The sequence below is a fragment of the Streptomyces sp. NPDC054961 genome (genome assembly GCF_053609145.1).
The window spans coordinates 1-25,327 of the sequence record NZ_JBSGWY010000069.1 but is presented as its reverse complement, the minus strand read 5'-3'; the positions used below and the strand labels follow the sequence as shown (position 1 = coordinate 25,327).

General features: G+C 73.4%; 19 protein-coding genes. 8 read left to right on the top strand and 11 right to left on the bottom strand.

Annotation, left to right across the window (positions count from 1 at the left end; genetic code table 11):
- Window positions 1–40: 40 nt before the first annotated feature.
- The 6 genes from ACWF9Z_RS34995 to ACWF9Z_RS34970 form a co-directional block, all read right to left on the bottom strand.
- On the bottom strand, window positions 41–1,006 hold the full coding sequence (locus tag ACWF9Z_RS34995) for a cation diffusion facilitator family transporter (protein ID WP_453609450.1): 966 nt from the start codon (window positions 1,004–1,006) through the stop codon (window positions 41–43).
- A gap of 93 nt (window positions 1,007–1,099) precedes the next feature.
- Window positions 1,100–2,272, bottom strand: coding sequence for a mannose-6-phosphate isomerase, class I (gene manA / locus ACWF9Z_RS34990; protein WP_453609448.1), 1,173 nt, complete (start codon window positions 2,270–2,272; stop codon window positions 1,100–1,102).
- Between the two features lie 38 nt (window positions 2,273–2,310).
- Window positions 2,311–3,444: an SIS domain-containing protein gene (locus tag ACWF9Z_RS34985; protein ID WP_453609446.1), complete on the bottom strand. Its 1,134-nt coding sequence runs from the start codon at window positions 3,442–3,444 to the stop codon at window positions 2,311–2,313.
- 97 nt (window positions 3,445–3,541) lie between these two features.
- The gene (locus ACWF9Z_RS34980; RefSeq protein WP_215031305.1) at window positions 3,542–3,730 is read right to left on the bottom strand and encodes a Trm112 family protein; all 189 of its coding nucleotides are present in this window, start codon (window positions 3,728–3,730) and stop codon (window positions 3,542–3,544) included.
- Between the two features lie 150 nt (window positions 3,731–3,880).
- The gene (locus ACWF9Z_RS34975) at window positions 3,881–5,251 is read right to left on the bottom strand and encodes a phosphomannomutase/phosphoglucomutase (RefSeq protein WP_453609445.1); all 1,371 of its coding nucleotides are present in this window, start codon (window positions 5,249–5,251) and stop codon (window positions 3,881–3,883) included.
- A gap of 78 nt (window positions 5,252–5,329) precedes the next feature.
- Window positions 5,330–5,755, bottom strand: coding sequence for a DUF3499 domain-containing protein (locus ACWF9Z_RS34970; RefSeq protein WP_453609443.1), 426 nt, complete (start codon window positions 5,753–5,755; stop codon window positions 5,330–5,332).
- Between the two features lie 70 nt (window positions 5,756–5,825).
- On the opposite strand from ACWF9Z_RS34970, the gene ACWF9Z_RS34965 reads away from it, so the two are divergent.
- The gene (locus tag ACWF9Z_RS34965) at window positions 5,826–6,314 is read left to right on the top strand and encodes a metallopeptidase family protein (protein WP_453609442.1); all 489 of its coding nucleotides are present in this window, start codon (window positions 5,826–5,828) and stop codon (window positions 6,312–6,314) included.
- Between the two features lie 87 nt (window positions 6,315–6,401).
- Here ACWF9Z_RS34965 and ACWF9Z_RS34960 read toward each other — a convergent pair whose 3' ends face one another.
- The 3 genes from ACWF9Z_RS34960 to ACWF9Z_RS34950 form a co-directional block, all read right to left on the bottom strand.
- Window positions 6,402–7,892: a DUF5719 family protein gene (locus ACWF9Z_RS34960; protein ID WP_453609440.1), complete on the bottom strand. Its 1,491-nt coding sequence runs from the start codon at window positions 7,890–7,892 to the stop codon at window positions 6,402–6,404.
- Entirely contained in the window at window positions 7,889–11,572 is a 3,684-nt protein-coding gene (locus tag ACWF9Z_RS34955) for a glycosyltransferase family 2 protein (protein ID WP_453609438.1), read from the bottom strand. The genes ACWF9Z_RS34960 and ACWF9Z_RS34955 overlap by 4 nt, the downstream gene beginning before the upstream one ends.
- 322 nt (window positions 11,573–11,894) lie before the next feature.
- Window positions 11,895–12,158 carry a WhiB family transcriptional regulator gene (locus tag ACWF9Z_RS34950; protein ID WP_112450237.1) on the bottom strand — a complete coding sequence of 88 codons (264 nt, stop codon included), beginning with the start codon at window positions 12,156–12,158 and terminating at the stop codon, window positions 11,895–11,897.
- Window positions 12,159–12,819: 661 nt separating this feature from the next.
- Here ACWF9Z_RS34950 and ACWF9Z_RS34945 point away from each other — a divergent pair.
- The 3 genes from ACWF9Z_RS34945 to ACWF9Z_RS34935 all read left to right on the top strand — a co-directional run bounded on the left by ACWF9Z_RS34945 (window position 12,820) and on the right by ACWF9Z_RS34935 (window position 15,700).
- Window positions 12,820–13,347, top strand: a complete 528-nt coding sequence (locus tag ACWF9Z_RS34945) for a cysteine dioxygenase (RefSeq protein ID WP_453609437.1) — start codon at window positions 12,820–12,822, stop codon at window positions 13,345–13,347.
- A 29-nt stretch (window positions 13,348–13,376) separates the two neighbouring features.
- Window positions 13,377–14,336, top strand: a complete 960-nt coding sequence (gene cofD / locus ACWF9Z_RS34940) for a 2-phospho-L-lactate transferase (protein ID WP_453609435.1) — start codon at window positions 13,377–13,379, stop codon at window positions 14,334–14,336.
- Between the two features lie 98 nt (window positions 14,337–14,434).
- Entirely contained in the window at window positions 14,435–15,700 is a 1,266-nt protein-coding gene (locus tag ACWF9Z_RS34935) for a coenzyme F420-0:L-glutamate ligase (protein WP_453609454.1), read from the top strand.
- A gap of 93 nt (window positions 15,701–15,793) precedes the next feature.
- Here ACWF9Z_RS34935 and ACWF9Z_RS34930 read toward each other — a convergent pair whose 3' ends face one another.
- Both ACWF9Z_RS34930 and ACWF9Z_RS34925 read right to left on the bottom strand, forming a co-directional pair.
- Window positions 15,794–16,777 (bottom strand): DNA-3-methyladenine glycosylase family protein, encoded by a 984-nt coding sequence (locus tag ACWF9Z_RS34930; protein WP_453609452.1) that lies wholly within the window; start codon window positions 16,775–16,777, stop codon window positions 15,794–15,796.
- 747 nt (window positions 16,778–17,524) lie between these two features.
- Window positions 17,525–18,910 carry a peptidoglycan recognition protein family protein gene (locus ACWF9Z_RS34925; RefSeq protein ID WP_453609433.1) on the bottom strand — a complete coding sequence of 462 codons (1,386 nt, stop codon included), beginning with the start codon at window positions 18,908–18,910 and terminating at the stop codon, window positions 17,525–17,527.
- 150 nt (window positions 18,911–19,060) lie between these two features.
- Between ACWF9Z_RS34925 and ACWF9Z_RS34920 the strand changes: the two genes are divergently transcribed.
- From ACWF9Z_RS34920 to ACWF9Z_RS34905, 4 genes are all read left to right on the top strand, one after another.
- Entirely contained in the window at window positions 19,061–19,810 is a 750-nt protein-coding gene (locus ACWF9Z_RS34920) for a TIGR03089 family protein (RefSeq protein ID WP_453609432.1), read from the top strand.
- 279 nt (window positions 19,811–20,089) lie between these two features.
- Window positions 20,090–21,352, top strand: coding sequence for an LCP family glycopolymer transferase (locus ACWF9Z_RS34915; protein WP_453609430.1), 1,263 nt, complete (start codon window positions 20,090–20,092; stop codon window positions 21,350–21,352).
- A 222-nt stretch (window positions 21,353–21,574) separates the two neighbouring features.
- Window positions 21,575–23,302, top strand: a complete 1,728-nt coding sequence (locus ACWF9Z_RS34910; protein WP_453609428.1) for an LCP family protein — start codon at window positions 21,575–21,577, stop codon at window positions 23,300–23,302.
- 101 nt (window positions 23,303–23,403) lie between these two features.
- The gene (locus ACWF9Z_RS34905; protein WP_453609426.1) at window positions 23,404–25,113 is read left to right on the top strand and encodes an LCP family protein; all 1,710 of its coding nucleotides are present in this window, start codon (window positions 23,404–23,406) and stop codon (window positions 25,111–25,113) included.
- The last annotated feature ends 214 nt before the right edge of the window (window positions 25,114–25,327 follow it).

Genomic DNA, 25,327 nt, shown 5'->3' with positions numbered 1-25,327 from the left:
CCCTGCGAGAGCGCAGGGGGCCCCGTCGCGTCCGGCGGGTTCAGTGGCCGTCGCCGCCCGGTGACGCGGCCGGGTTGGCGCCCCTCGCGGCGGCCTCGGCGTTGTAGATGTCCGGCTCCAGGTAGATCACCCGGGCGATCGGGACCGCCGCACGGATGCGGGCCTCGGCGGCGTTGATGGCACGGGCCACCTCGCTCGCCGTGTCGTCGCTCCGGACGGCGATCTTCGCCGCGACCAGGAGCTCCTCGGGGCCGAGGTGCAGGGTGCGCATGTGGATGACGCCGGTGACCACGTCGCCGTCGACGACGGCGGCCTTGATCTTCTCGACGTCCTCGACGCCGGCCGCCTCGCCGAGCAGCAGGGACTTGGTCTCCGCGGCGAGCACGATCGCGATGGCGATCAGCAGGATGCCGATGCAGAGGGTGCCGATGCCGTCCCAGACGCCGTCACCCGTCGCGAGGGCGATGCCGACGCCGGCCAAGGCGAGGACCAGGCCGATCAGGGCGCCGAAGTCCTCCAGGAGGACGACGGGCAGCTCGGGGGCCTTGGCGCGCTTGATGAACTGGCCCCACGAGAGGCTGCCGCGGATCTCGTTCGACTCTTTGATCGCGGTGTGGAAGGAGAAGGACTCCGCGATGATCGCGAAGACGAGCACGCCGATCGGCCAGTACCAGTTCTCGATCGCGTGCGGGTGCTTGATCTTCTCGTAGCCCTCGTAGATGGCGAACATGCCACCGACGGTGAACAGCACGATGGAGACGAGGAAGGCGTAGATGTACCGCTCGCGCCCGTAGCCGAAGGGGTGCTCGGGCGTCGCCTCGCGCTTGGCCTTCTTGCCGCCGAGGAGCAGCAGGCCCTGGTTGCCGGAGTCCGCCAGCGAGTGGACGCTTTCCGCGAGCATCGACGAGGAGCCGCTGAAGACGAAGGCCACGAACTTGGCTACAGCGATGGCGAGATTGGCGGCGAGTGCCGCCACGATCGCCCTGGTACCGCCCGACGCGCTCATGGTTGCGATGTGTCCCTTCCTCGGTGCGCCGCCCCGGTCCGGGGCGCCGCGCTACGGCCGCAGATTCTCACAGCCGCCGGTAGGGACGGTACGTCAGACCACTACCGTGGCGCGGAAGACGGTACCGGTTCCGGACAGTTCGGCCTTTTCGCCCGCCGGGACGAACACGGACTCCCCCGGGGACAAGGGCAGTTCGCCGGACTTCGCGGAGGAGGCCTTCGGGGACCCGGCCGTGCAGAGCAGGATCTGCGGGGTGGCGTCGGAGAGCATCCGCGGGGCGCCGCCGGTGGCCAGGACGAAGCGGGAGAGCCGGAATTCGTCGATGGGGGTCTCGTAGACCTCTTCGCCGTCGCCCTCGGGGCGCAGGACGGCGGGGTCGCCCGGTTCGAACGCGACCACCTTCAGCAGCTCCGGCACGTCCACGTGCTTGGGGGTGAGCCCGCAGCGCAGGACGTTGTCGGAGTTGGCCATGAGCTCGACGCCGAGGCCGTCGAGGTAGGCGTGCGGGATGCCGGCGCCGAGGAACATGGCTTCGCCGGGCTGGAGCCGCACGTGGTTGAGGAGCATGGCGGCGATGACGCCCGGGTCGCCCGGATGGTGGTGGACGAGTCCCGCGTACGGGGCGTACGGGCCGCCGAGCCGCTCGGCGGCGGCCGCGGCCTCGGAGACCGTACGGGCCGTCTCGGCGCGGTCCGCGGTCAGGACGGCGGTGAGCACCTCGCGCAGGGCCGCCTCCTCGGGGTGGGCCCGCAGGAGGTCGGCGTAGGGCTTGAGGGAGTCGACGCCGAGGCCCTCCAGCAGTTCGGCGGCCGCCAGCGGCGGGCGGAATCCGCACAGGCCGTCGAAGGGGGTGAGGGCGCAGACCAGTTCGGGCTTGTGGTTGGCGTCCTTGTAGTTGCGGTGCGGCGCGTCGATCGGGACGCCGCGGCGCTCCTCGTCCTCGAACCCGTCCTCGGCCTGGGCCAGGTCGGGATGGACCTGGAGGGAGAGCGGGGCTCCGGCGGCGAGGATCTTGAGGAGGAAGGGCAGCCGGGGGCCGAACTTGCTGACGGCGGCGAGCCCCAGCTCGCCTTCGGGGTCGGCGGCGATGACCTCCGAGAGGGTGGTCTCGCCGGCTCCGCGGTCGAGGCGGGAGGGGGCACCCCGGTGGGCGCCCATCCACATCTCGGCCTGCGGTTCCCCGGTGGGCGCGACGCCGATGAGCGCGGGGATCGCGGTGGCCGATCCCCATGCGTACGGTCGGATCGTGTTGGTGAGGCGGTCCATCGGTCGTCTTCCTGAGTGAGAGGGCACGGTCGTGCGCCTCAGCTTCGTCCCCCAGAGGCCAGCGCCAGGTAGGCGGTGGCGAAATCCGTGACGGCGAGGAGTTCGGCGAGCTGTTCCAGCTCGGTGCCCTCCTCGGGGGCCAGCTCACTGATGGCCGTCTCGTGGCTGAGGGCGAGCTCCCGGGCGGCGGGGGCGGCCGTCAGTCCGCCCGCGGGCCGGTCGCGCAGCAGGACGATGCGTGCGCGCAGGGCCTGCGGTTCTTCCACCCGGTCGCGGAAGAAGTCGTCGGGGTCGGCTCCGGCGGCGAAGGATCCGGCGAGCAGGACTCCGTGGGCCGGCAGGGCCTCGGGAAGGACGGCGGCGAGTGCGGGGCGCCCGGCCAGCTCGGCGAGGGTCGCGGCGAAGCGGCGGCCGGCGGGACCGGCTCCGGCGCCCTCGCTCCAGATGAGCGGGAGGGAGTCGGCGAGCTCGGCGGCGAGGGTCTTGGCCGGGTTGGAGTAGGTCGCGATGGCGGGGCCGCAGCGTTCGGCGGTGCGGTCGAGCCGGTCGGCGACGAGCTGCAGGGTGTGCGGGGCCGCCGTGATCAGGCCGACCCGGTCGAGGAGGACCAGCAGCGGGGTCAGCAGGGCCCACAGGGCGCCGGGGCCGGCCGCGGCGGACTCGTCGTACTCCTGGTACGGGGCTTTCGCCATCGGTACGAGGAGCCCGTGCGCGCCCTCCACCGCCTCGCTCAGCGGCGACCGCTCGGGCGCGACGGCGACGACGGTGGAGCCGCGCCGGTAGGCCTGCTCGGCGAGGAGGGCGAGGCCCGGCTCGGTGCCGTCGGTGGTGGCGATGAGCAGCAGGTCCACGGGGCCGGCCCAGCCGGGCAGGGTCCAGCGCAGCGCCCCGGCGGCGTGTGCGACGCCGGTGGGGTGGAGCCGGATGACGGGCGCGGAGGCTCCGGCGAGCGCTCCGAGCAGGTCGGCCACCCCGGTGGCGGCGGTGCCGGGTCCGGCGATGAGGACCGCGCGGGGGCGGCCGTCGGGCCGCAGGTCGGCGAGGCCCGCCTCGGTGGCGTGCCGGGTCGCGGTGCGCACCCGGGCCCCGGCCTCGGCGGCGCCGCGGAGCAGGCCGCGGCGGTCGGCCCGGGCGAGATCGTCCGGTGCGTCGAGGAGTGACTCGTCGAGCATGGCGGCCTCCGGCTATGTCCGTTGCGTGTCCCGTGGTGACGGAACCTGTGGGGTGACGGAACCAGTCTCAGCGTGTGCGCGGGGTGGAGGTGTCAGCTCAGGCGGGGCGGCGCGCCTCGTCCACGAGGAGCACCGGGATGCCGTCGCGGACCGGGTAGGCGAGACCGCAGTCCTGGCCTCCGGTGCAGATCAGCTCGGGGGCCTCCGCGTCGGCCGACTTGTCCTCGAGGGGCGAGTGGCAGGCGGGGCAGGCGAGGATCTCCAGAAGGCCGGCTTCGAGCGGCATGGCGGCGAGTTCCCTTCGGGGATTGCGGATGGGGCCTGGTCAGCGTACCGCCGAGTCACCTGGGATGCGGTCGGAAGGGGACTCGGCGGCAGCGGCGCCGGACGGGAGCGGTCCGCGGGCGTGGCGGCCCGCTCCGGCCGGCGTCCGGGCTCAGGCCCGGATGAGGGCGAGGACCTCGTCGCGGACCTTGGCGAGGGTGGAGGAGTCGCGGGCCTCGACGTTCAGGCGCAGGAGCGGCTCGGTGTTGGAGGCGCGGACGTTGAACCACCAGTCGGCGCTGGTGACCGTGAGGCCGTCCAGTTCGTCCAGGGTGACGCCGGCCTGCGCGCCGTACGCCTCCTTGACGGCGGCCACGCGGCCGGCCTGGTCGGCGACGGTGGAGTTGATCTCGCCCGAGCCCGCGTAGCGGTCGTAGGAGGAGACCAGCTCGGAGAGGGGGCCGTCCTGGCCGCCGAGGGCCGAGAGGACGTGGAGCGCGGCGAGCATGCCGGTGTCCGCGTTCCAGAAGTCCTTGAAGTAGTAGTGCGCGGAGTGCTCGCCGCCGAAGATGGCGCCGGACTTGGCCATCTCCTCCTTGATGAAGGAGTGGCCGACGCGGGTGCGGACCGGGGTGCCGCCGTTCTCGCGGACGACCTCCGGGACGGACCAGGACGTGATCAGGTTGTGGATCACGGTGCCGGTGCCGCCGTTGCGGGCCAGCTCGCGGGCGGCGACCAGGGCGGTGATGGCGGACGGAGACACGCCCTCGCCGCGCTCGTCGACGATGAAGCAGCGGTCGGCGTCGCCGTCGAAGGCGATGCCGAGGTCCGCGCCCTCGGACTTCACGCGGGCCTGGAGGTCGACGATGTTCTTCGGGTCGAGGGGGTTGGCCTCGTGGTTCGGGAAGGTCCCGTCCAGCTCGAAGTACAGGGGGACGAGGTCCAGCGGGAGGCCGGAGAAGACGGTGGGGACGGTGTGGCCGCCCATGCCGTTGCCCGCGTCGACGACGACCTTGAGGGGGCGCAGGCCGTCGAGGTCCACCAGGCCCTTGAGGTGGTCGGCGTACCCGGTGAGGGTGTCCAGCTCGGTGATGGTGCCCGGGGTGGTGCCGGCGGGGATCGCGGGGGCGCCCTCGTCGGTCCACTTCTCGGCGAGCTCGCGGATGGTGCCGAGGCCGGTGTCCTGGCCGACGGGGGCGGCGCCGGCCCGGCAGAGCTTGATGCCGTTGTACCGGGCCGGGTTGTGCGAGGCGGTGAACATCGCTCCGGGCAGGTTCAGCTTGCCGGAGGCGTAGTACAGCTGGTCGGTGGAGCACAGCCCGATCAGGGTGACGTCGACGCCGCGGGCGGCCGCGCCGCGCGCGAAGGCGCCGGACAGGGCGGGCGAGGAGGGGCGCATGTCGTACCCGACGACGATCGCGCTCGCTCCGGTGACCTCGACGAATGCGGCACCGAACAGTTCGGCCAGGGCCTCGTCCCACTGGTCCGGGACGACACCCCGTACGTCATAGGCCTTGATGATGTTCGAAAGATCGGTGGCCACGGCCTGCCCTCCTGAAGCTGATCTGCGGTGGGGCAAACCTACCGTGGACAGTGAGCCGCTCTTCATACGATCAGAGCGTCAGGAATCCGGCGATCGCAGGACCCTGAGGTGTCCGCGGCGGGTCTCGCCCGTGCTGGAACCACTGTGACCCGCGCCCTGGCCCCGGGCCTCGGCGGCACGCTCTGGCGGGCGGGCGGCTTCCCGTACGGCGTTGGCCAGGGCTTCGAGATCGTCGCCGGTGGGCCGGGAGGGCGGGGAGCCGTCGGTGAGGCGCACGACGTCCCAGCCGCGCGGGGCGGTCATCCGCTCCGCGTGCTCGGCGCACAGGTCGTAGCAGTGGGGTTCGGCATAGGTGGCGAGCGGGCCGAGGACTGCGGTCGAATCGGCGTAGACGTACGTCAGCGTCGCGACGGCAGGGCGGCCGCACGCGGTGCGAGAACAGCGACGTACAAGGCTCACGACGTTGGACCGTACCGCACTCTTGACCGGGCCGCGACGACTCACCCCCCGGCCACTCCCCCGTGTCGGCTGATCACCCCCGCCCCGGTGGGGCTGTGAGGGCTACCCTGCGGGGGTGACGGACAGCTCCCTGCCTCCCCTCCCCCCGCCCCTGCCCCTTCCGGAGGCCTCCGCCGACGGCGAGCCGCGGGTACGGCGGCGCGACCGCCACGGGCGGGGCATGCGCGGGCCGGTGGCCCCTCCGCAAGTGCCGCTGTCGGCCAGCCGGTCGGAGCTGTTCGGCGATCTCGTACGGGACTCCGTGGAGCGCCTGGAGCGGCGCTGGCCGCAGTTGGCGGACGTGGAGTTCCTGGTCGGCGACGTCCCGGGACCGCCGGGCGGCGCGGACGCGGGGTGGAACGACGAAGCGGTTCCGCTGGGGGCGCTGGTCGAGGCGGGCGGCGGACGGCCGGCCCGGATCGTGGTGTTCCGCCGGCCGGTGGAGATCCGGACGAAGACCCGGGACGAGAAGGCGCTGCTCGTACACGAGATCGTGGTGGAACAGGTGGCGGAGCTGCTCGGGCTGTCACCTGAGACGGTGGATCCGAGGTACGGGGACGGCTAGTGCCGTGCCCCGGAGAACTCCCCCCGGCACCGCCGGCACCGGGCCTGCACCGGAGCCGGTGCCGGTGCCTATGCCGGTGACGGCGGGTCAGTCCTCGGTGAGGACCGAGAGGTCCTGCGAGGCCCTGGGGACCGAGACCGTGGAACGGTCGTCCGACAGGGTCTGGACGGTGAACATCGGGGTGCCGTCGCGCGGGACGGTCAGCGTGCGGGACGCGTGGACCGGGCCGCCCTTGAGGGTTTCCACGGTCAGGGCGTAGGAGCCCTTGCCGCCCGCCGGGGCGAGCGTCAGGGTCTGGGTCGTGCCCGCCTTGACGGTGACCTCCTGGGAGGCCGGCTCACCGCCCTCCGTGCCCGGTGAGGCCGTCACCTTGACCGTCGCGTCGGCTCCCGACACCGCCGTCAGGGCCAGTACGGTCGCGTTCTCCTCGGGGCGGTTGTCGGCGACGGTCGCCCGTGCGCCCACCGGCCCGGCCGCCTGGACGAAGCCGATGTCCTGCTTGGCGCCGCTGCCGCGGACGACCCGTACCGCCGCGACCACCGGGACGGGTTCCTTGCCGTCGGCCGGGGACAGGACGAGGGAGCCCGCTTCTCCGCGGGTCACGTCCTTGAGGTCGACGCTCGCGGTCATCCCGGCCTTGACGTGGAGCTGTTCGTTGCCCGCCGGCGTGATGGAGCCGTTCGCCGCGGCCAGGCGGATCTTGAGGTCCGCGTCCTCCTCACCCGGCACGAAGGCGACCAGCCGCACCGAGGCGGCGTCCGCGGGGATGCCCGGCAGGACCAGCGTCCCCGCCGGGTCGACGGAGGCGGGCAGCCAGTCGGAGCCCACGCCCTCCTCGCCCGCCTGGGCGGTGGCACCGACCCGGCCGGCCCGGGTCGTCACGTGGGCGGTGACGTCCGCGAGCTGCGCGCCGGGGGCGAGGGAGGCCAGGGAGATCGCCTTGCTGGACTTCGGGTCGATGCGGATGTTCTCGCTCGTGCCCGCTTCGGTCTTGACCGCCCCGTCGGGGCCGAACAGCTTGATGTCCACCACGGCCGCGGCGTCGTCGGGATTGGTGAGGTGGACGTAGTCCTCGCGCCCCTTCGCGGTGCTCACGCCGGGGAACCAGAAGTCGGTGCCGGGCGCGGTGCAGCCGACGCCGAGCAGGCCGCGCGTGCGGCCGACCGAGACCACCGTGGTCTGCTGCGCGCTCCAGCCGGGGGCGAGGAATCCGTCGGCGGTGCCGGTGAGCGCGGGGGCCTCGGCGCCGGAGGCCTTGGCGCCCACGGGCTTGCCGGGCTCCTTGAGCTCCAGGACCGGCTTGGCGTCCTTCGTCGCGCCGAGCAGCCGGGCCGTGCCCGTGCCACCGGCTGCGGCCGCTCCGGGGGTGATGGCGGTGTAGACGGTGTCGGCGATGTCGGAGGTGCTGGGCGCGGGGCACACCAGCAGGGACCGCTCGACGGGCATCCGGGCCGCGGTCTTGCCGGGGGCGGCCGCGGGGGCGCCGTCGGCGGCGGGTGCGGTGAGGGCGGCCAGGCCGGTGACGGCGGCCAGGGCCGCGGTGACCGCGGCGAGCGTCAGGGGTACGCGCTGCTTCACTGCTGGGTGCTCCCGTCCGGACGCGGGGCGTGCTGCCCGCCGTGCTGTCCGTCGTGCTGTCCGTAGGTGTCGTACGGCTCGTACGGGTACGGGTACTGCTCGTGGTCCTGCTGGTGCGGGTGCTCCTGCTGGTACGGCTGTTCCCCGTACTGCTGCTGCGCCTGCTGCGGGTCGTAGGGGTACGGGTACGGCTCGTACTGCGGCTGCTGCGGGGGCTGTTGCTGCTGTTGCTGCTGTTGCTGCTGAGCCTCTTGGTGCCCGTAGGTGTAGCCGTCGTGGTCCCCGTAGGCCTGCTGGTAGGCGTACGCGTCGTCCCCGTAGGCCTGCTGCTCCGGGATCTGCGCGTACGGGTCGGCGGCGACGGCCGCCTCGGCGGGGGCCTCGGCCTCCGCCTCGGACTGCTCGCGCAGGCGGCGGGCGCGGCGGCCCTCGCCGGCTTCCTCGGCGGGCGCGGCCTCCTCCTCGGGGAGGTCGTCGTCGAGGCTGGTGCGGCGGCCCGGCAGGGCCATCACGAGCAGGACCAGGGCGAGCAGGCCCTGCGCCCAGTGCCAGGCGGTCCGGGTGAGGGCGTCGTCGTGGACGAGGTCGAGACGGCCGCCGGCGGCGGGGAGCTCGAAGCCCTGGGCCCAGCCGTCCAGCGTCTTGGCCTTGAGGGGCTTGCCGTCGAGGGTGGCCTGCCAGCCGGGCGCGGCCTTGTCGGCGATGCGCAGCGTGCGGCCGGCCTCGCCGTCCGGGATCTTGCTGTGGACCTCGACGGGGCCGGACGCGACGGGGATGGGGGCCTCGCCGGGCTTGACGGGGAGGATGACGGCGCGGGCGACCTGGCGGTCCACGCGCCACAGGGCGCTGCCTTCGAGCTTGCTGAGGCGGCTGAGGCCGGGGGTGGCGTCGAGGACGCGGCCGATCTGCTGCGGGGCTCCGTCGCGGACCAGGATGTAGCGGATGGCGAAGCCGCCGAGCTGGTCGGTCTGGTCGGCGCCGGATCCGGCGACGAGGCTGGAGACGACCTTGTCGAGGCGGGTGTCGCTGCCTGCCTGGGCGGCGAGCTCGGCGTCGCCCAGGCGGCCGCCGGAGCCGCGTACGAGGCTGTAGGAGAGCGCGGCCGGGGAGGTCGCGCCGATGACGAGGGTGCGGGCCTGGTCCCGGGTGCCGCTCTCCTCGGCGACGAACGCGGGGACCTGTACGGGGTCGCGGCGCTCCAGCGGGCCGGCGGCTCCGCTGAGCATCCAGCCGGCCGCGCCGATCAGGGGTCCGACGGCGGCGGCGAGGGCGATGAGGACGGCGAGCGGCTGGCGCCAGCCGAAGCTGCGGGCGGCCACGCGTTCCCTGGCCCCCTCGGCGCCGATGGCGGCGGCGGCCAGCAGGGCGAGTCCGTAGACGAGGGTGGCGGGGCCGGCCCAGGCGGTGCGGTTGACGAGGACGGCCAGGACGAGCGCGGCGAGCGCGGCGGCCCAGGCGGTGCGGACGGCGAACTGCCGCTCGGTGCGCAGCAGGGCGGCCAGGGCGGCCAGGACGATGCCGATGAGGATCAGGCCGCCGGCGGTGCGGGGTCCGCCGGGGCTGATGCCGAGCAGGTCCAGGGCTCCGGCCGAGCCGGCGCCGTAGGGCAGTCCGGCCTCGTTCAGGAAGCGGGAGGGGTGGGTGAGCAGGCTCAGCGACCAGGGGGCGAGGACGAGGAGCGGGACGGCGAGCGTCGCGAGGAGGCGCGGTCCGTACGTCTTCCAGTGCGCGCGGCGCAGGACGAGCGCGGCGGCTCCGAGGACGGCGGCGAGCGGCCAGACGACGGGGGTGAAGGCGGTGGCCAGGGTCAGCAGGAGGGTGTAGGTCCAGGCCGAGCGCCAGGTTCCGGTGGCGCCGTCGGTGCCTTCCGCGCCGCGTGCGCCGCCGAAGCCGAAGGCGGCGACGGCGGAGCGGGCGATGAGCGGGAGCAGGATCGCGAGGACGGCGGTGCCGAGGCGGCCGCCGGCGAGGGCTCCGGTGACGGCGGGCAGGAAGGCATAGGCGACGGCGGCCCAGGCGCGCAGCAGCCGGGAGGCGACGAGCGGCCGGGAGGCGAAGTAGGCGCTGAGTCCGGCGAGCGGGACGGAGCAGACGAGGAGGAGGGTCAGCGCGGCGTTGGTGGAGCCGAAGAGCAGGGTGGAGAAGGCTCCGAGGACGGCGAGGTAGGGGGGTGCTCCGGTGGTGGTGCCGGTGCCGACGGGCTGCCAGTCGTCGGCGTAGGTGCGCCAGAGGTCGAGTCCGCCGCCGGGGGCGGGGAGCAGGGCGCCGCCCATGAGGGAGCCGCCGCCGAGCAGGGAGCGGCAGGCGATGACGGAGACGAGCAGGAGGAGGGCGAAGAGGACGGGCGCGGGCTTGCGGGCGATCCGCCTGATGCGCGCGAACTGTTCGATCTCCAGGTAGTCGGCGTCGTCTCCGCCGGGCCCGGATTCGACGGCTCCGCCGTGCCGGCCCGCGCCCGGGGCCGCGGTCTCGGCATCACGGTCGGCGCCGAAGTAGCCGGCGAGCTGTTCGGCGTTGGCGCGCAGGGTGGCGCCGGACGGCGGGAAGAGGGGGCGCAGTTCCTTGGCGGGGACGGCGGGGCGGCGGCGTGCTCTGCGGGCGGCGAGGACGCGGCCGGGGCGGAGCAGGGTGGCCAGGAGGCCGGTGATCTCGTCGACGGCCTGTCCGGGGGCCTTGCCGACGAGGTAGGCGAGGGTGCGCAGGACGGTGCCGACGAGGACGCGCAGCAGGACGTACGGGAGGGCGCGGCCGGAGCTGTTGGCCAGCATGGTGTAGACGGCGCCGGCCTTGTCGACGCGGTGCGGGCTGGCGGTGCTGCGGCCGGCGCAGTCGACGGTGCGGCGTTCGCGGGCGGAGGCCTCGGCGTGCCGCAGGACGGCGTCCGGGGCGATGAGGACGGCGTGGCCGGCGCTCTGGGCGCGCCAGCACAGGTCGACGTCGTCGCGCATGAGGGGCAGCCGGCGGTCGAAGCCGCCGAGGGCGTCGTAGACGTCGCGGCGGATCAGCATGCCGGCGGTGGAAACGGACAGGACGGGCTGGACCTGGTCGTGCTGGCCCTGGTCCTGCTCGCGGCGGTCGAGGCCGGTCCAGCGGCGGCCGCTGCGGGCGATGGTGACGCCGACTTCGAGGAGCTGCTTCTTGTCGTACCAGCCGCGCAGCTTGGGGCCGATGACGGCGGCGTCGGGGTTGTCCTCGGCCGTGCGCAGCAGCTGGGCGAGGGCGTCGGGCTCGGGCGCGCAGTCGTCGTGGAGCAGCCAGAGCCACTGCACGGGTTCGCCGTGGGGCAGTTCGGGCAGGTCGTAGGTGTCGTCGCGCCAGGTGCGGCTGACGGGGTCCCAGCCGGAGGGACGCTTGAGGTACGGGAGGTCCTCGGGGGTCAGCGTCGGGGCGGTGCGGGCCGCTTCCTCGACGGCGGCGCCGAATCCGGTGCGGCGGGCGAGGTGGAGGACGCGGTCGTCTCCCAGGGCCTCGCCGAGCAGGCGCGCGGAGTCGTCGGCGCTGCCGGTGTCGGCGGCGATGTGGTTCTGGGCGGGGCGTTCCTGGGCGAGGAGGCCCGCGAGCGTCCGGGGCAGCCAGCGGGAGCCGTCGTGGGCCACGATGACGGCGGTGACGACGTGCCGGGGGAACTCTGGGGCGGCGGCAGCCTGGTAGGAGGCGCTCGACTGGCTGTGCAGGGACATCGCGGTACGGGCCCTCCGGCCGGGGGTCCGGGGGTGTTGTGCCCTCGGAGGCTGCTGGACAGCGCCCCACACTAACGGCTGGATACACAGCGGTCCGCCTCCTGCGGGGAAGGTGCGGGAGGCGGACCGTTTGCTCTGCTCGTCGTCCTGCTGGTCGTACTGCTCGCCGTAGTGCTGTTTGTGCCGCTTTGGGTACTGCCGTGGGCGGGGCGGGTGGTGGTGCCCGTGCCTTCGGCGGTGGCGTGGTCCGTGCGGCGGGATATGCCGTCGGATATGTCGTCCGTCATGCCGTGGGCGCCGCTCGACGCGGGCTGCGGGCGTTTCAGACGGCGGCCTTCTTCAGCCGCCGGCGCTCGCGCTCGGACAGGCCGCCCCAGATGCCGAATCGCTCGTCGTTGGCGAGGGCGTACTCGAGGCATTCGGAGCGGACTTCGCAGGCGAGGCAGACCTTCTTGGCCTCGCGGGTGGAGCCGCCCTTCTCGGGAAAGAAAGACTCGGGGTCGGTCTGGGCGCAGAGAGCTCGCTCCTGCCATCCGAGCTCTTCGTCCGCCTCCTCGACCAGCAGTTCCTGAACCAGCTCGGTCATGTGCGCCCCTTGCTCTTCTGTACGTCCCCGTGATGTTGCCGTCACTCATCGCTACGTAACGACACGAGTGAAATTACAAGTGCGGGGCTCCGGCGTAGTCAAGCCGAGATCTGCTATTGGGCCCCTTATTCACTCTGCGGAACCAAGCCTAAGCAGAAAGTGTTCATATCGCCAAAAATCGTGACACATGCAACGGGCGTCACATGCGACACCCCTCTACCCCGCAATCGACGCACCACTCTGTGGCGGGGTTCCGATCCGGCCGAAGAAGCGGCGCGGATCACATTTCGGCCACAGATCGGCAACACGCGGCGTGACGGGTTTGAGAGCTGCCACAGCGGGCCGTGGCACGACTCGCAGCGCCACATCCCCGGACATCGACTGCACAAACCTTTCTCCGGGCACGGTAACCGGATGAGGTGAAACTTTTCCACCAAATCGGACACTGGGTTGACAGTCGGACCTTCCACCGGGTCTCCTTGGTGCCATGTCAGCGCCCGCAGCCGCCACCCGGACCCCCATTCGTGGGTTCCTGTGCGCTGCCCAGGTTCGCTGTTGCTGTTGCAGCTGTTGATGCCGACGGAGCTCCGGCTCCCCTGAGCTCCAGCCGCGCTTCCCCAGCGACCGCCAGCACGACTGACATCCGTCGAGGAATCCCCCGATGAACAGCACCGCACCCCTGAACGCCGCCCCCGCGATGGTCGAGAGCGACCTCCAGATCGCCGGCGACATCCTCTCGGTCCAGCACCTCCTCCAGCCCGCCCGCGAACACCCGGCCACCGTCGCCGAGTTCGTGGGCCTCGCCCGCTCCCTCGCCGAGGACCGCTCCACCTGGGAGCACCTGGTCCGGTACGACGCCACCACCCGCTGGTACCACCGGCTGCGCACCGGCCCCGGCTACGAGGTCTGGCTGCTCAGCTGGGTCCCCGGCCAGGGCAGCGGCCGGCACGACCACGGTGCCTCCTCCGGCGTCCTGACCGTCCTGGACGGCGAGCTCACCGAGCACACCCCCCGCGGCCCGCTCGCCCTCGGCGCCGGCTCCCAGCGCGTCTTCGCCCCCGGGTACGCCCATGAGGTCGTCAACGACGGCCTCGAAGGAGCGGTCAGCCTGCACGTGTACTTCCCCGGCCTCACCGAGATGCCGATGCACCACTGCTCACCCGCCCGGCCCCGGGCCCTGTCGGTCTGATCCCCGGGCCGCCTGACAGACTGCGCAGCATGCGCATTGTTGTACTGGCCGGCGGCATCGGCGGCGCCCGTTTCCTCCGCGGACTCAAGGTCGCGGTTCCCGACGCGGACATCACGGTCATCGGCAACACCGGTGACGACATTCACTTGTTCGGGCTCAAGGTGTGCCCCGACCTGGACACGGTGATGTACACCCTCGGCGGTGGCATCAACGAGGACCAGGGCTGGGGCCGCACCGACGAGTCCTTCACCGTCAAGGAGGAACTCGCGGCGTACGGGGTCGGACCCGCCTGGTTCGGCCTCGGCGACCGCGACTTCGCCACCCACATCGTCCGTACGCAGATGCTCGGCGCGGGCTACCCGCTCAGCGCCGTCACCGAGGCCCTCTGCGACCGCTGGCAGCCCGGCGTCAGGCTGCTCCCCATGTCCGACGACCGGGTCGAGACCCACGTCGCGATCACCGACGCCGCCACCGGCGAGCGCAAGGTCATCCACTTCCAGGAGTACTGGGTACGGATGCGCGCGGCCGTGGACGCCGAGGCCGTCGTACCCGTGGGCGCCGAACAGGCCAAGCCCGCGCCCGGCGTGCTGGAGGCCATCGCGGCCGCCGACGTGATCGTCTTCCCGCCGTCCAATCCCGTGGTCTCGGTCGGCACCATCCTCGCCGTGCCGGGCATCCGCGAGGCCGTGGCCGCCGCGGGAGCGCCCGTCATCGGCCTCTCCCCCATCGTCGGGGGCGCCCCGGTGCGCGGGATGGCCGACAAGGTGCTCGCCGCCGTCGGCGTCGAGTCCACCGCCGCGGCCGTGGCCCTGCACTACGGCACCGGACTGCTCGACGGCTGGCTGGTGGACACCGCCGACGCGGACGCCGTCGCCGCGGTGGAGGCCGCCGGCATCGCCTGCCGGGCGGTGCCGCTGATGATGACCGACCTGGCCGCCACCGCCGACATGGCGCGCGCCGCGCTGGAACTGGCGGAGGCCTCCCGGTGACCGCCCCGCGGGGCGCCTCTCCCGGGCACGGAACTCCTCCCGGGCACGGAGCCTCTCCCGGGCACGGCCCCTCGTACGAGGTCCGGGCCCTCGGCGGGATCCCGGAGGTGCGGCCCGGCGACGACCTGGCGGCGCTGATCGCGGCGGCCGCCTCCGCCGGAGGCAGGCTGCGGGACGGCGACGTCCTGCTCGTCACCTCGAAGATCGTCTCCAAGGCGGAGGGCCGGATCGTCCGGGCCGAGTCGCGCGAGGAGGCCATAGACGCCGAGACCGTACGGGTCGTCGCCCGCCGGGGCCCGCTGCGGATCGTGGAGAACCGGCAGGGCCTGGTCATGGCCGCCGCGGGAGTCGACGCCTCCAACACCGAGGCCGGCACCGTCCTGCTGCTGCCCGAGGACCCCGACGCCTCGGCCGCCGCCCTCCGGGCGGGGCTGCGGGAGGCGCTGTCGGTCGACGTGGGCGTCATCGTGACGGACACCTTCGGGCGGCCCTGGCGCACCGGGCTCACCGACGTGGCCATCGGCTCGGCGGGCGTACGGGTCCTCGACGACCTGCGCGGGGGCACCGACGCCCACGGGAACCCGCTGAGCGCGACGGTCGTCGCGACCGCCGACGAGCTGGCCGCGGCGGGCGACCTGGTCAAGGGCAAGGCCGAGGGGCTGCCGGTGGCCCTGGTGCGCGGGCTGGCGCACGTACTGGGCGAGGGGTCCTCGGCCGCCGACCTCGTACGCCTCCCGGCCGAGGACATGTTCCGGCTGGGCACCTCGGAGGCGGTGCGGGAGGCGGTGACCCAGCGCCGCACCGTACGGGCCTTCACCTCCGAGCCGGTGGACCCCGGCGCGGTCCGGCGGGCGGTGGCGGCCGCCGTGACGGCCCCGGCCCCGCACCACACGACGCCGTGGCGTTTCGTGCTGCTGGAGTCCGAGGGGGCGCGCCTGGAGCTGCTCGACGCGATGCGGGACGCCTGGATCCGGGACCTGCGGCGCGACGGCAGGTCCGAGGAGTCGGTCGCGAAGCGGATCCGGCGGGGCGACGTCCTGCGGGCCGCGCCGTACCTGGTGGTGCCGTGCATGGTCACCGACGGCATGCACGACTACGGGCACGCGCGGCGGGACGCGGCGGAGCGGGAGATGTTCGTGGTCGCCATGGGCGCGGGCGTGCAGAACTTCCTGGTCGCGCTGGCCGGGGAGCGGCTGGGGTCGGCGTGGGTGTCCTCGACGATGTTCTGCCGGGACGTGGTGCGCAAGGTGCTGGGACTGCCGCAGGAGTGGGACCCGATGGGCGCGGTGGCCGTGGGCCACGCGGCGGCCGCTCCGGCGGAGCGGGCGGGCCGGACGGCGGAGGACTTCATCGAGGTGCGCTGACCCGCTGGTGCGGGGCGGGGTCCTCGCAGGGGCGGGGTCCTCGCAGGGGCCGGGTCCTCGCAGGGGCCGGGGCGGACGTTGGCTGACGCGGCACTAGAGACGGCCTATGTCGTTCCGGGGCATGCGGGGGGCTCGGCGGGGCGGGATCGCGGCGGTTCCGGCCAGGAGGATGAGGCGGGCGGCGCGGTGGCGCTGGCCCGCGTACGGGGCGAGGAGTTCCAGCATCACGGCGTCGTCGGCGTCGCGGTCCCCGGCGAGGGCGTAGCCCACGATGCCGGGGAGGTGCAGATCTCCGGTGGTGAGGGCGTCGGCGTCGCCGTTGCTGCGCTGAAGGGTCTCGGCGGAGGTCCACGGGCCGATGCCCGGGACCGCCTCGAGCCGTGCGGCGGCCGCCGGGAGCTCCATGCCGGTGGCCTCTTCGAGGCGGGCGGCGACGCGGGCGGCGCGGACGATCGTGGCGGAGCGCTTGGCGTCCACGCCGGCCTTGTGCCAGTCCCAGGAGGGGATCATCGCCCAGGTCCGGGGGTCGGGCATGACGTAGAGGCCGGTCCGGGACCGGTCGCGGCCGGGGGCGGGGGCGGGGCCGGGGCCGGGGGCCGGCTCGCCGTACTGGCGGACGAGGCGGCGCCAGCTGCGGTAGGCCTCGTCGCTGGTCACCTTCTGTTCCAGGATCACCGGGATCAAGGACTCCAGGACCAGGCCGGTACGGGTCAGGCGCAGGCCCGGGCGGCGGCGGTGGCTGGCGTGCAGGAGCCGGTGACGGGGTACGAAGGCGGCCGGGTCGTCGGCGGAGCCGAGCAGTTCGGGGAGCCGGTCGAGGACCCAGCCGGCGCCGGGACCCCACGCGTCGGCGATCACCTCGCGGCCGCCGGCCTGGAGTGCGACGCGGAGGGTGGCGGGGCCGGCCGGGGTCCAGGTGGCGCGCCAGACCGCGCCGGGGGTGGCGCGGAAGGTGGGGTCGGCGGGACCGCGTCTGAGAGGCCCGAGGGTGAGGCCCAGGTCCACCGGGCCGGGCGGGGACCAGATCCGCGTGAGGGGGGCGGCGCCCTGGGTGGCGCCTCGGCCGGAGCCCTGGATGGCGCCTCGGCCGGAGCCCTGAGTGGCGCCTCGGCCGGAGCCCTGGGTGCTGCCAGGGACCGGGCCGGGGCCGGTACCAGGGCCGGGGCCGAGGTCCTGGTCGGGGCCGGGGCCAGGGGCTGCGTCGGGCGCCTGGGCGGGGTCCGGTCCGGGAGGCGGGGCGGATTCGGAGGCCGGGGCCGGGGCCGGGGGCCCTTCGACGGCTGCGGGCACGTGGGTGCGGCCGCCGCGGATCGCGGTGCGGGTGAGGGGGTCGAAGGGGCCGGCCATTCCTTGAGCGTAGCCCTGCGGGGCTCGTCCCCTACCCGCCCTTCCACCGTTCCCCGGGCCAGCCCGGACCCGTAGGACCCGGGCTGCGCCCGAAGAACCTGGGGCTCCGCCCCAGACCCCGCGCCTCAAACGCCGGCGGGGCTGGAATTGTCCTGCGGACACGTAGGGACCCAGCGCCGGGCGCCCCATCAGCGATTCAGACGCCAGGGCCCGGGAGCCGGACCAGCGCAGCGGACCGCCCGCACCTCCAGCCCCGCCGGCGTTTGAGGCGCGGGGGTCCGGGGGCTGGCCCCCGGCAACGGACCCGCGCGCAGGTCATCGGCGCGGCACACGATCGAGCCCCGCCGGCGATTGAGGCGCCAGGGCCCGGGGGCGGCCCCCCGGACCGGACCGCGCGCCGCCCCGCCGGCGGCCGAGGCGCGGGCGGGGCGGTGACCGCCGGCCAGGCTACGGGCGGGGCAGCGACGGCCGGCCAGGCTACGGGCGGCCTTGGAGTCTGGCCGAGCTGGTGCGGGTGGGGGGGAGCTGGCCGTAGAGGAGGCGGCCCGGGCATTCCGTGGCGAAGCCGTCGCGGTGGCCCGAGATGACGTTCATCGACACGTTCGACCCCTTCGGGTAGCGGTTGCCGCCGCCCGACCTCAGGGTGGTCTTCGCCCGCGGGTCCCGGCCGAAGAGGCCGAGCTTCCAGGCGGTGAGGCGGGCCACCGCGTCGACCGACGCCTTCGGCGGCGAGGTGTTGGTGAAGGAGCCGATCACCGCGACGCCCATGCTGTCCGTGTTGAACCCCATGGTGTGCGCGCCGAGCACCGCCTTGGCGACTCCGCCCACCCGGCCCTCGTAGACCGTGCCGCACTTGTCGACGGCGAAGTTGTAGCCGATGTCCCGCCAGCCGCTGCTGATCACGTGGTAGCGGTACAGGCTGCGCAGCACCGCCGGGGCGTCCTTGCAGGCGTAGTTGTTGCCGGAGGCGGTGTGGTGGACGAAGGCGGCCTTGACCGTGTTCGTGTAGACGAAGCCGCTCTCGCGCAGGCTCTCGTCGGCGCCCCAGCCCTTGCGGGTGACGATCCGCGGGCGCGGGCCGATGTAGGGGGCGGCGGCGAGCGCGTTGTCGGCGAGGACGGCGTCGGCGGTGGAGTCGGCCTTGTCGAGGGCGGAGATCTCGCTGGCGCCGAGCGGGGCCATGGGGACGTTGGCGGAGGAGGACTCCGTCATCGGCATGGTCATTCCGGGGAGGAGCGTCAGCTCGCCCTTGTCGTCGCCGTCGCCCTGGGACGGCGAGCCGTTCTTCCCGTCCGGCTCGTCCCGGCCCGTGACTCCCGGGTCGACGAGTTCGATCCGCAGGCCCGACGGGAGCTTGCCGGTGACCTCGCGGGTCCCGCCCGTCTCCACCTGGACGCGGACCTCCACGCCGTCGGACGCGCCGACCCAGAGCGGGGCGGTGCTGCCGCGCACGCGGCGGGATCCGCGTTCGACCGCGTCGAGGTCGGCGGCGTGTTCGCCGTTGTGGGTTTCGACGTCCTGCCAGTCGGACCAGGCCGAGGTGGCCACGGACCGGGTGCGGACCTGGACGTGGCCGTTGAGCTGGGTGCTCACGTCGTCCCAGACGACGCCGACGAGCGAGAAGGTCTTGACGTCACGCGCCGTCAGGCCCCGCGTCTGGGGCAGGCGGGGCGAGGTGCTCATGCCGGGGACTCCGGGGCTGCGGTCCGCCGCGGGTCCCAGGGGGACGAGTGGCAGCGACTGGGTGGACCCGGCGGGGGCCACGGGGGCGGTCTCTGCCAGGGCCGTAGTGGGGAGCGCGAGCGGCAGGGCCAGTGCGGCGGCCGTCGCGACGCCGATCGAGGAAGCAAGGAATCCACGCATGGAAAGGATGCTGGGGACTCCAGGCGGCGGGCGCCATCCGAGAACTGACACACCGTCTGGCCGACGCGCCGGCACCCCTCCTCCGTACGGGGGACCGCGCTGCCGCCGTACGGCGGAGGGACGCGAGCGGTGCCGCGTAGGCTCGGGGACGTGAACGCCACTGACCGCACCCCTGCCGACCTGCTGCGATCCGCGCTCGCCGCCGATCCCGGCCGCCCGCTCGTCACCTTCTACGACGACGCGACGGGCGAGCGCGTCGAATTGTCCGTCGCCACCTTCGCCAATTGGGTGGCCAAGACCGCCAATCTGCTCCAGGGGGACCTGGGCGCGGAGCCGGGCGACCGGCTCGCCCTGCTGCTCCCCGCGCACTGGCAGAGCGCCGTGTGGCTGCTCGCCTGCGCCTCGGTCGGGGTCGTGGCCGAGGTGGGCGGGGATCCGGCCGGAGCCGACCTCGTGGTGAGCGGTCCCGACACGCTGGAGGAGGCCTCCGCGTGCTCCGGCGAGCGGATCGCGCTCGCGCTGCGGCCGCTGGGCGGGCGGTTCCCGCAGGCGCCCGCCGGATTCGCGGACTACGCCGTGGAGGTGCCGGGGCAGGGCGACCGGTTCGCGCCCTTCCAGCCGGTGGACCCGGCCGGCCCGGGCCTGGTGGTCGGCGGCGAGGAGCTCTCGTACGAGGGAATCTGCGAGCGGGCCCGCGAGGACGCGGTGAAGCGCGGCCTGGGCGAGGGCTCGCGCGTGCTGTCCGGGCTCGGCTACGACAGCTGGGAGGGGCTCTCCGCGGGGCTCTACGCCGCCCTGGCGTCCGGAGGCTCCGTGGTGCTGTGCCGGCACCTCGGCCAGCTGTCGGCCGACGGGCTGGCGCAGCGCAGCGAGAGCGAGCGCGTCACCCACACCGTGTAGCCCGTCGCCTGGCCGGGCCACCACCGGGACCGGGCCACCACCGGGACCGGCCCGCCGCCAGGCCCCGCCTCGGGGCCGGCCCGGCCCGGGTTCGGGGCCCGTCCGGGCCGGGTTCCGCCGTCACCCAGTCCGCCCAACGACGCCTTCGGTCGATTTGTCACCCGTTCGGCTCTTTACAGGGCCCCGCCCCCGGGCCGCTCCGGCCGCCCCGGGGCAGGATCGACAGAGGCCGTGCTCACACGTGCGGCCTGCGGAAACGCGTGAGGGGACGGTACGCGAGTGAGGGACAGCCCAGGCATACCGGGCGGCACCGGGGCTGCCGGAGGCGCTCAGACGCCTCCGAGCGGCCGTCGGCGCCGGCTGCTGCGCTGGGCCGGGCTCGGTACGGCCCTGCTGGTCCTCACCGGGTCGGCCGCGGGCTGGTGGGTCTACACCAAGCTCGAAGGGAACATCACCGAGGACACCTCGGCCGCCGCCGAGCTGCGGCGCTACGACCGGGAGCGGCCGGCCCACCTGGCGGGCGGCGCGCAGAACATCCTGCTGATCGGCTCGGACTCCCGCTCCGGCAAGGCCAACTCGCGCTACGGGCAGGACAAGGGCACCCAGCGTTCGGACACCACGATCCTGCTGCACCTGCCGGCGGACCGGAAGAGCGCGACGGCGGTGTCGGTGCCGCGGGACCTGATGGCACGGATACCGGCCTGTCTGCAGGCGGACGGGAGCCGCACCCAGGAGCAGCTCGCCCAGTTCAACTGGGCCTTCGAATGGGGCGGGGCCGCCTGCACGATCCGTACGGTCGAGGCGCTGACCGGGATCCGGATCGATCACCACATGGTGGTGGACTTCGGCGGGTTCACGAGGATGGTGGACGCCATCGGCGGGGTGGAGGTCTGCCTGAAGCGGCCGGTGGACGACGCGGAGGCCAGGCTGAAGCTGCCGGCCGGGCGCCAGGTCCTCCAGGGCGAGCAGGCGCTGGGCTTCGTACGGGCCCGCTACAGCCTGGGCAACGGCAGCGACACCGAGCGCATGGAACGCCAGCAGCTCTTCCTCGGCTCGCTCGTGAAGAAGGTGCAGAGCAACGGGGTGCTGCTGAACCCCGGCAAGCTGTACCCGCTGCTGGACGCGGCGACCTCTTCGGTGACCACGGACCCGGGGCTGGCCTCGCTGCGGGGGCTGTACGAGCTGGTCCGGGGCGTCAGGGACATCCCGACCGACCAGATCAAGTTCCTCACGGTGCCGCGGCGGCCGTACGAGGCGAACCCGAACCGGGACGAGCTGCAGGAACCGGACGCCACCCAGCTGTTCCAGCGGCTGCGCGCCGACAAGCCGCTGACCATCGCCCCGCCCGAGCCCTCGTCGGCGTCCACGCCCGGCCCCGCGCCCCGTACCGGGCGGGCCGCCGAGGACGGCGCCGGTGACGGATCGGACGGCAAGGCCGCGGGCACGGCGGCCGGGAGGCCCGAGGCCGGGGGAACCACCGGGGCCCCCACGCCCGTCCCTACCTTTACGGGGACCACGGCGGGCGTGGCCGATTGCCGGTAAAGCAATACCAAAAGCCGGTGATCCAACCGAGCTTGTTGGGGCGATTGCCCCGTTGTAAGGGCGTGCAATTCATCACCAGCATGGTTTGCGGCGAATCTGTCCGGATAAGGTGAGCGATCCGGCGCCCGGCCAGCACAGAGGCCGCGCGCCAGCAGCCGGATCGTTGACCGGGCGCCCGGGGGAGGCGCATCGCGAAGCACCGACGGAGGATTCGAGCAAACCGTGGATGCGCAAAGCCGTGGACGGGCCGACGAGATCGACCCCGCAGACCAGTGGGTCCTCAACCCTCGAACAGGCAACTACGAACTGCGACTGGAGCAATCCGCTCCGCAAGCACCTCCGTCCCAGCGGCAAGCGCCTTCCCCCGCGTCCCGCAGGGCCCCCCAGCCCACGGCCGCACCCCCTGCCGTCCCCGGACCGCGCCGCCCCGGCGGGACGCCGCCCGGCGAGGCCGCCCGCCGCGGCGGGCGCTCGCGCAAGGGCGGCGGACGCGGCAAGAAGGTCCTGGCCGTCGCCGGCGGAACGCTCGCGCTGCTGCTGATCGGCGGCTCGGTGGCCGCGTACCTCTACTACGACCACCTGAACGGCAACCTGACCGTCACCGACGTCGGTGACGCCGGCACCAAGGGCGGGTTCAAGAAGGGCCAGGCGATCAACATCCTGGTCATCGGGACCGACAAGCGCAGCGGCGCGGGCAACGAGGGGTACGGGGACGCCGGCAGCGTCGGCCACGCCGACACCACGATCCTCTTCCACGTCTCGAAGGACCGCTCCAACGCCACGGCGCTGTCCATCCCCCGCGACCTGATCACCGCCGTCCCGGCCTGTCCCACGAAGCAGCCGGACGGCTCGACGAAGAACATCGCCGGCGAGCACGGGGTCCGCTTCAACACCAGCCTCGGGCAGGCGGGCCGCGACCCGGGCTGCACGATGCGCACGGTCAAGGAGCTCACCGGGGTCCAGGTCGACCACTTCATGATGGCCGACTTCAACGCGGTGAAGAACCTGAGCACGGCGGTCGGCGGCGTACCGGTCTGCGTGGAGAAGGCCGTCGACGACAAGGACTCCCAGCTCAAGCTCTCGGCGGGCGAGCACCGCCTGGAGGGCGAGCAGGCGCTGGCCTTCGTACGGACCCGGCACGCCTTCGGCAACGAGAGCGACCTGGACCGCATCAAGACCCAGCAGCAGTTCCTGAGTTCGATGATGCGCGAGATGAAGTCGAAGCAGACGCTGACGAGTCCGCAGAAGTTCTTCTCCCTCGCCGAGGCCGCCACCAAGTCGCTCAGCGTGGACTCCGGCATAGGAGACATCAACAAACTCACCGAACTCGCGGGCGAGTTGAAGGACATCGACCTCAAGAACATCACCTTCACCACGCTTCCGGTGCTCGACAATCCGGCGGAGAAGGTCAAGTCCACCGTCGTGATCAATCCGAGCCAGGCCGATCCGCTGATGCAGATGATCCGGGAGGACGTCTCGCTCACCGAGGTCGAGCAGAAGGAGCAGGCCGCCGCGGCCGCGGCCGACGCCGACGCCAAGGCGAAGCTGGACGCGCTGATGCAGGGTCCGCGGGCCGCGGCCAAGGACGTCCGGGTGGACGTCTACAACGGCGGCGGGCCGGCCGGTTCCGCGTCCGGCACGCTGACGTGGCTGCAGAACACCAAGGGGGTGCTGAAGTCCAGCAACCTGGGCAACGCGCCCGCCAAGGTGGACACCACGCAGCTGGAGTACGCGCCCAACCAGGCCGACCAGGCCAGGGCGTTGGCGGAGATGATGGGCCTGCCCGCGACGGCGCTGAAGATGGGCACGGCCGACGCCGCCCCGAAGGCGCCGATGAAGCTGACGCTCGGCGCGGACTTCAAGGGTGCGGGGGTCTCGCAGACGGCTCCGCAGAAGGCGCCCGAGGGCGTCCAGCGGGTCGAGGCGGACAAGACGGTCTGCGCCAAGTGACCGGCCGGGCGGTGGCCGAGCCGCCCTCGAAGCCGTGAAGAAGGCGTCCACGAGTCCGTCACGAGCACCGCATGACGCTGTGGACCGCGGCGACCGGCACAATGACGACACAGAGTGATCTTCAGGGGGAACGAGTGAGGCACAGCAGCGTGCATGGGGAGGGGGCGTCCGCCCCGGCCGACGACGGCATATCCGACGGCCGTCCGGCCGCGGGCGGCACCGTCCCCCAGCCGAGGAGCGGCTCCGGCCGCCGCGGCGGCGGTCGTGGCCGCAGGCGCCCCGCCAAGAGCGGCAAACGGCGCGCGCTGCGCTGGGTCGCCTCCGTCGTGGCGCTGCTCATACTCGTGACGGCGGCGGCCGGTTACCTCTACTACCGCCACCTCAACGGCAACATCCGCAGCGGCCAGCGCCTGAGCGGCGACAGCGGGGTGGCCAAGACCGAGGCCGACGCCTCCGGCCGCCGGCCCATCAACATCCTGATGCTCGGCTCCGACATCCGCGACGAGGCGAACGCCAAGCTCGGCGGCGGCTGGGACAACATCGGCGGCCCCGCGCGGGCCGACGTGCAGATGCTGGTCCACATCTCCGCCGACCGGAAGAACGCCTCGGTCACCTCCGTGCCGCGCGACACCATCGTGGACATCCCGGAGTGCACGGATCCCAAGACCGGCACGAAGTACAAAGCCACCAAGACGATGATCAACGAGAGCCTCGCGAACGGGGGGCCCGGCTGCACCCTGGCCACCTGGGAGAAGATGACCAACGTCTACATCGACCACTGGATGATGATCGACTTCGTCGGTGTCGTGAGCATGGCCGACGCCATCGGCGGCGTGGACGTCTGCGTCAACCAGAACGTCTTCGACCAGTCGGAGCCGGGGTCGGGGACGGGCGGTTCCGGCCTCAAGCTGAAGGCGGGCACCACCAAGGTCAAGGGCGAGCAGGCGCTCCAGTGGCTGCGCACCCGGCACTCCTTCGGCAGTGACATGGGCCGGGCCAAGGCGCAGCACATCTACATGAACTCGATGATGCGCGAGCTCAAGGGCCAGAACGCCTTCACCGACATCCCCCGCCTCACGGGCCTGGCGGAGGCCGCGACCAAGGCCCTCAAGGTGTCCGAGGAGATCGGGTCGGTCAAGAAGCTCCTCGACCTCGGCCTCACGCTCAAGGACGTGCCGATCAACCGCATCACGATGGCCACGATCCCGGTGATGGACGCCCCGGGGGACAAGAACCGGGTGATCCTCAACTCCGCCGACGCCGAGAAGATGTGGACGATGCTCCGCAAGGACGTCGCCCTGGACCCCAACGGAGACCCGGCCGCCCCGGCGGACGGCGGCACGCCCGCGGCGGGCGGTTCTCCCTCGGCGCCGGCCCCCGAGCCCTCCAAGGCCCCGCCCGCCAACCCGGCGAAGATCGCCGTGCAGGTGGTCAACGGCACGGGCGCCGGTTCGGCGCCGGTGCCCAAGCGGGCCACGGCCGTCACGGGCCAGCTGGTCTCCAAGGGGTTCACGATGGCCAAGGCGGACACCACGCTGACCCCGGAGAAGACCACGGTCGTCCGCTACTCCACGGACGCCCAGGCGGCCGACGCGCAGAGCGTGGCGGCGGCCCTCGGGATTCCGGCCGAGTCGGTGCAGAAGACCGCCGGGGCCGCCAAGATCACCTTGATCGTGGGCGCGGACTGGCGGGAGGGCAACACCTACCCGCAGCAGGCGGCGCCCAAGCAGGGTGACGTCCCGGAGTCGGCCGAGATCCTCAACGGCACGGACACCAGCTGCATGGACATCTACAAGCCCTTCCGCTGGTGAGCTGACCTCCGGTCACGGCACCGGAGCACGCACGTCATGCGAAAGGGGTGACCCGGGGGCCCCCGCGCCGCGCACCCCGTGAGGGCACGCGCAAGCCGGGGGCCGCGCCGCTCAGGCGCGGGGGGGACCCGCGGGGGGGGGGGGGAGCGCCCCCCCACACGAAAACACCCCAAAAAACACCCCCGCGCGCCCGCGCACTTGTGGGAGAGACCCA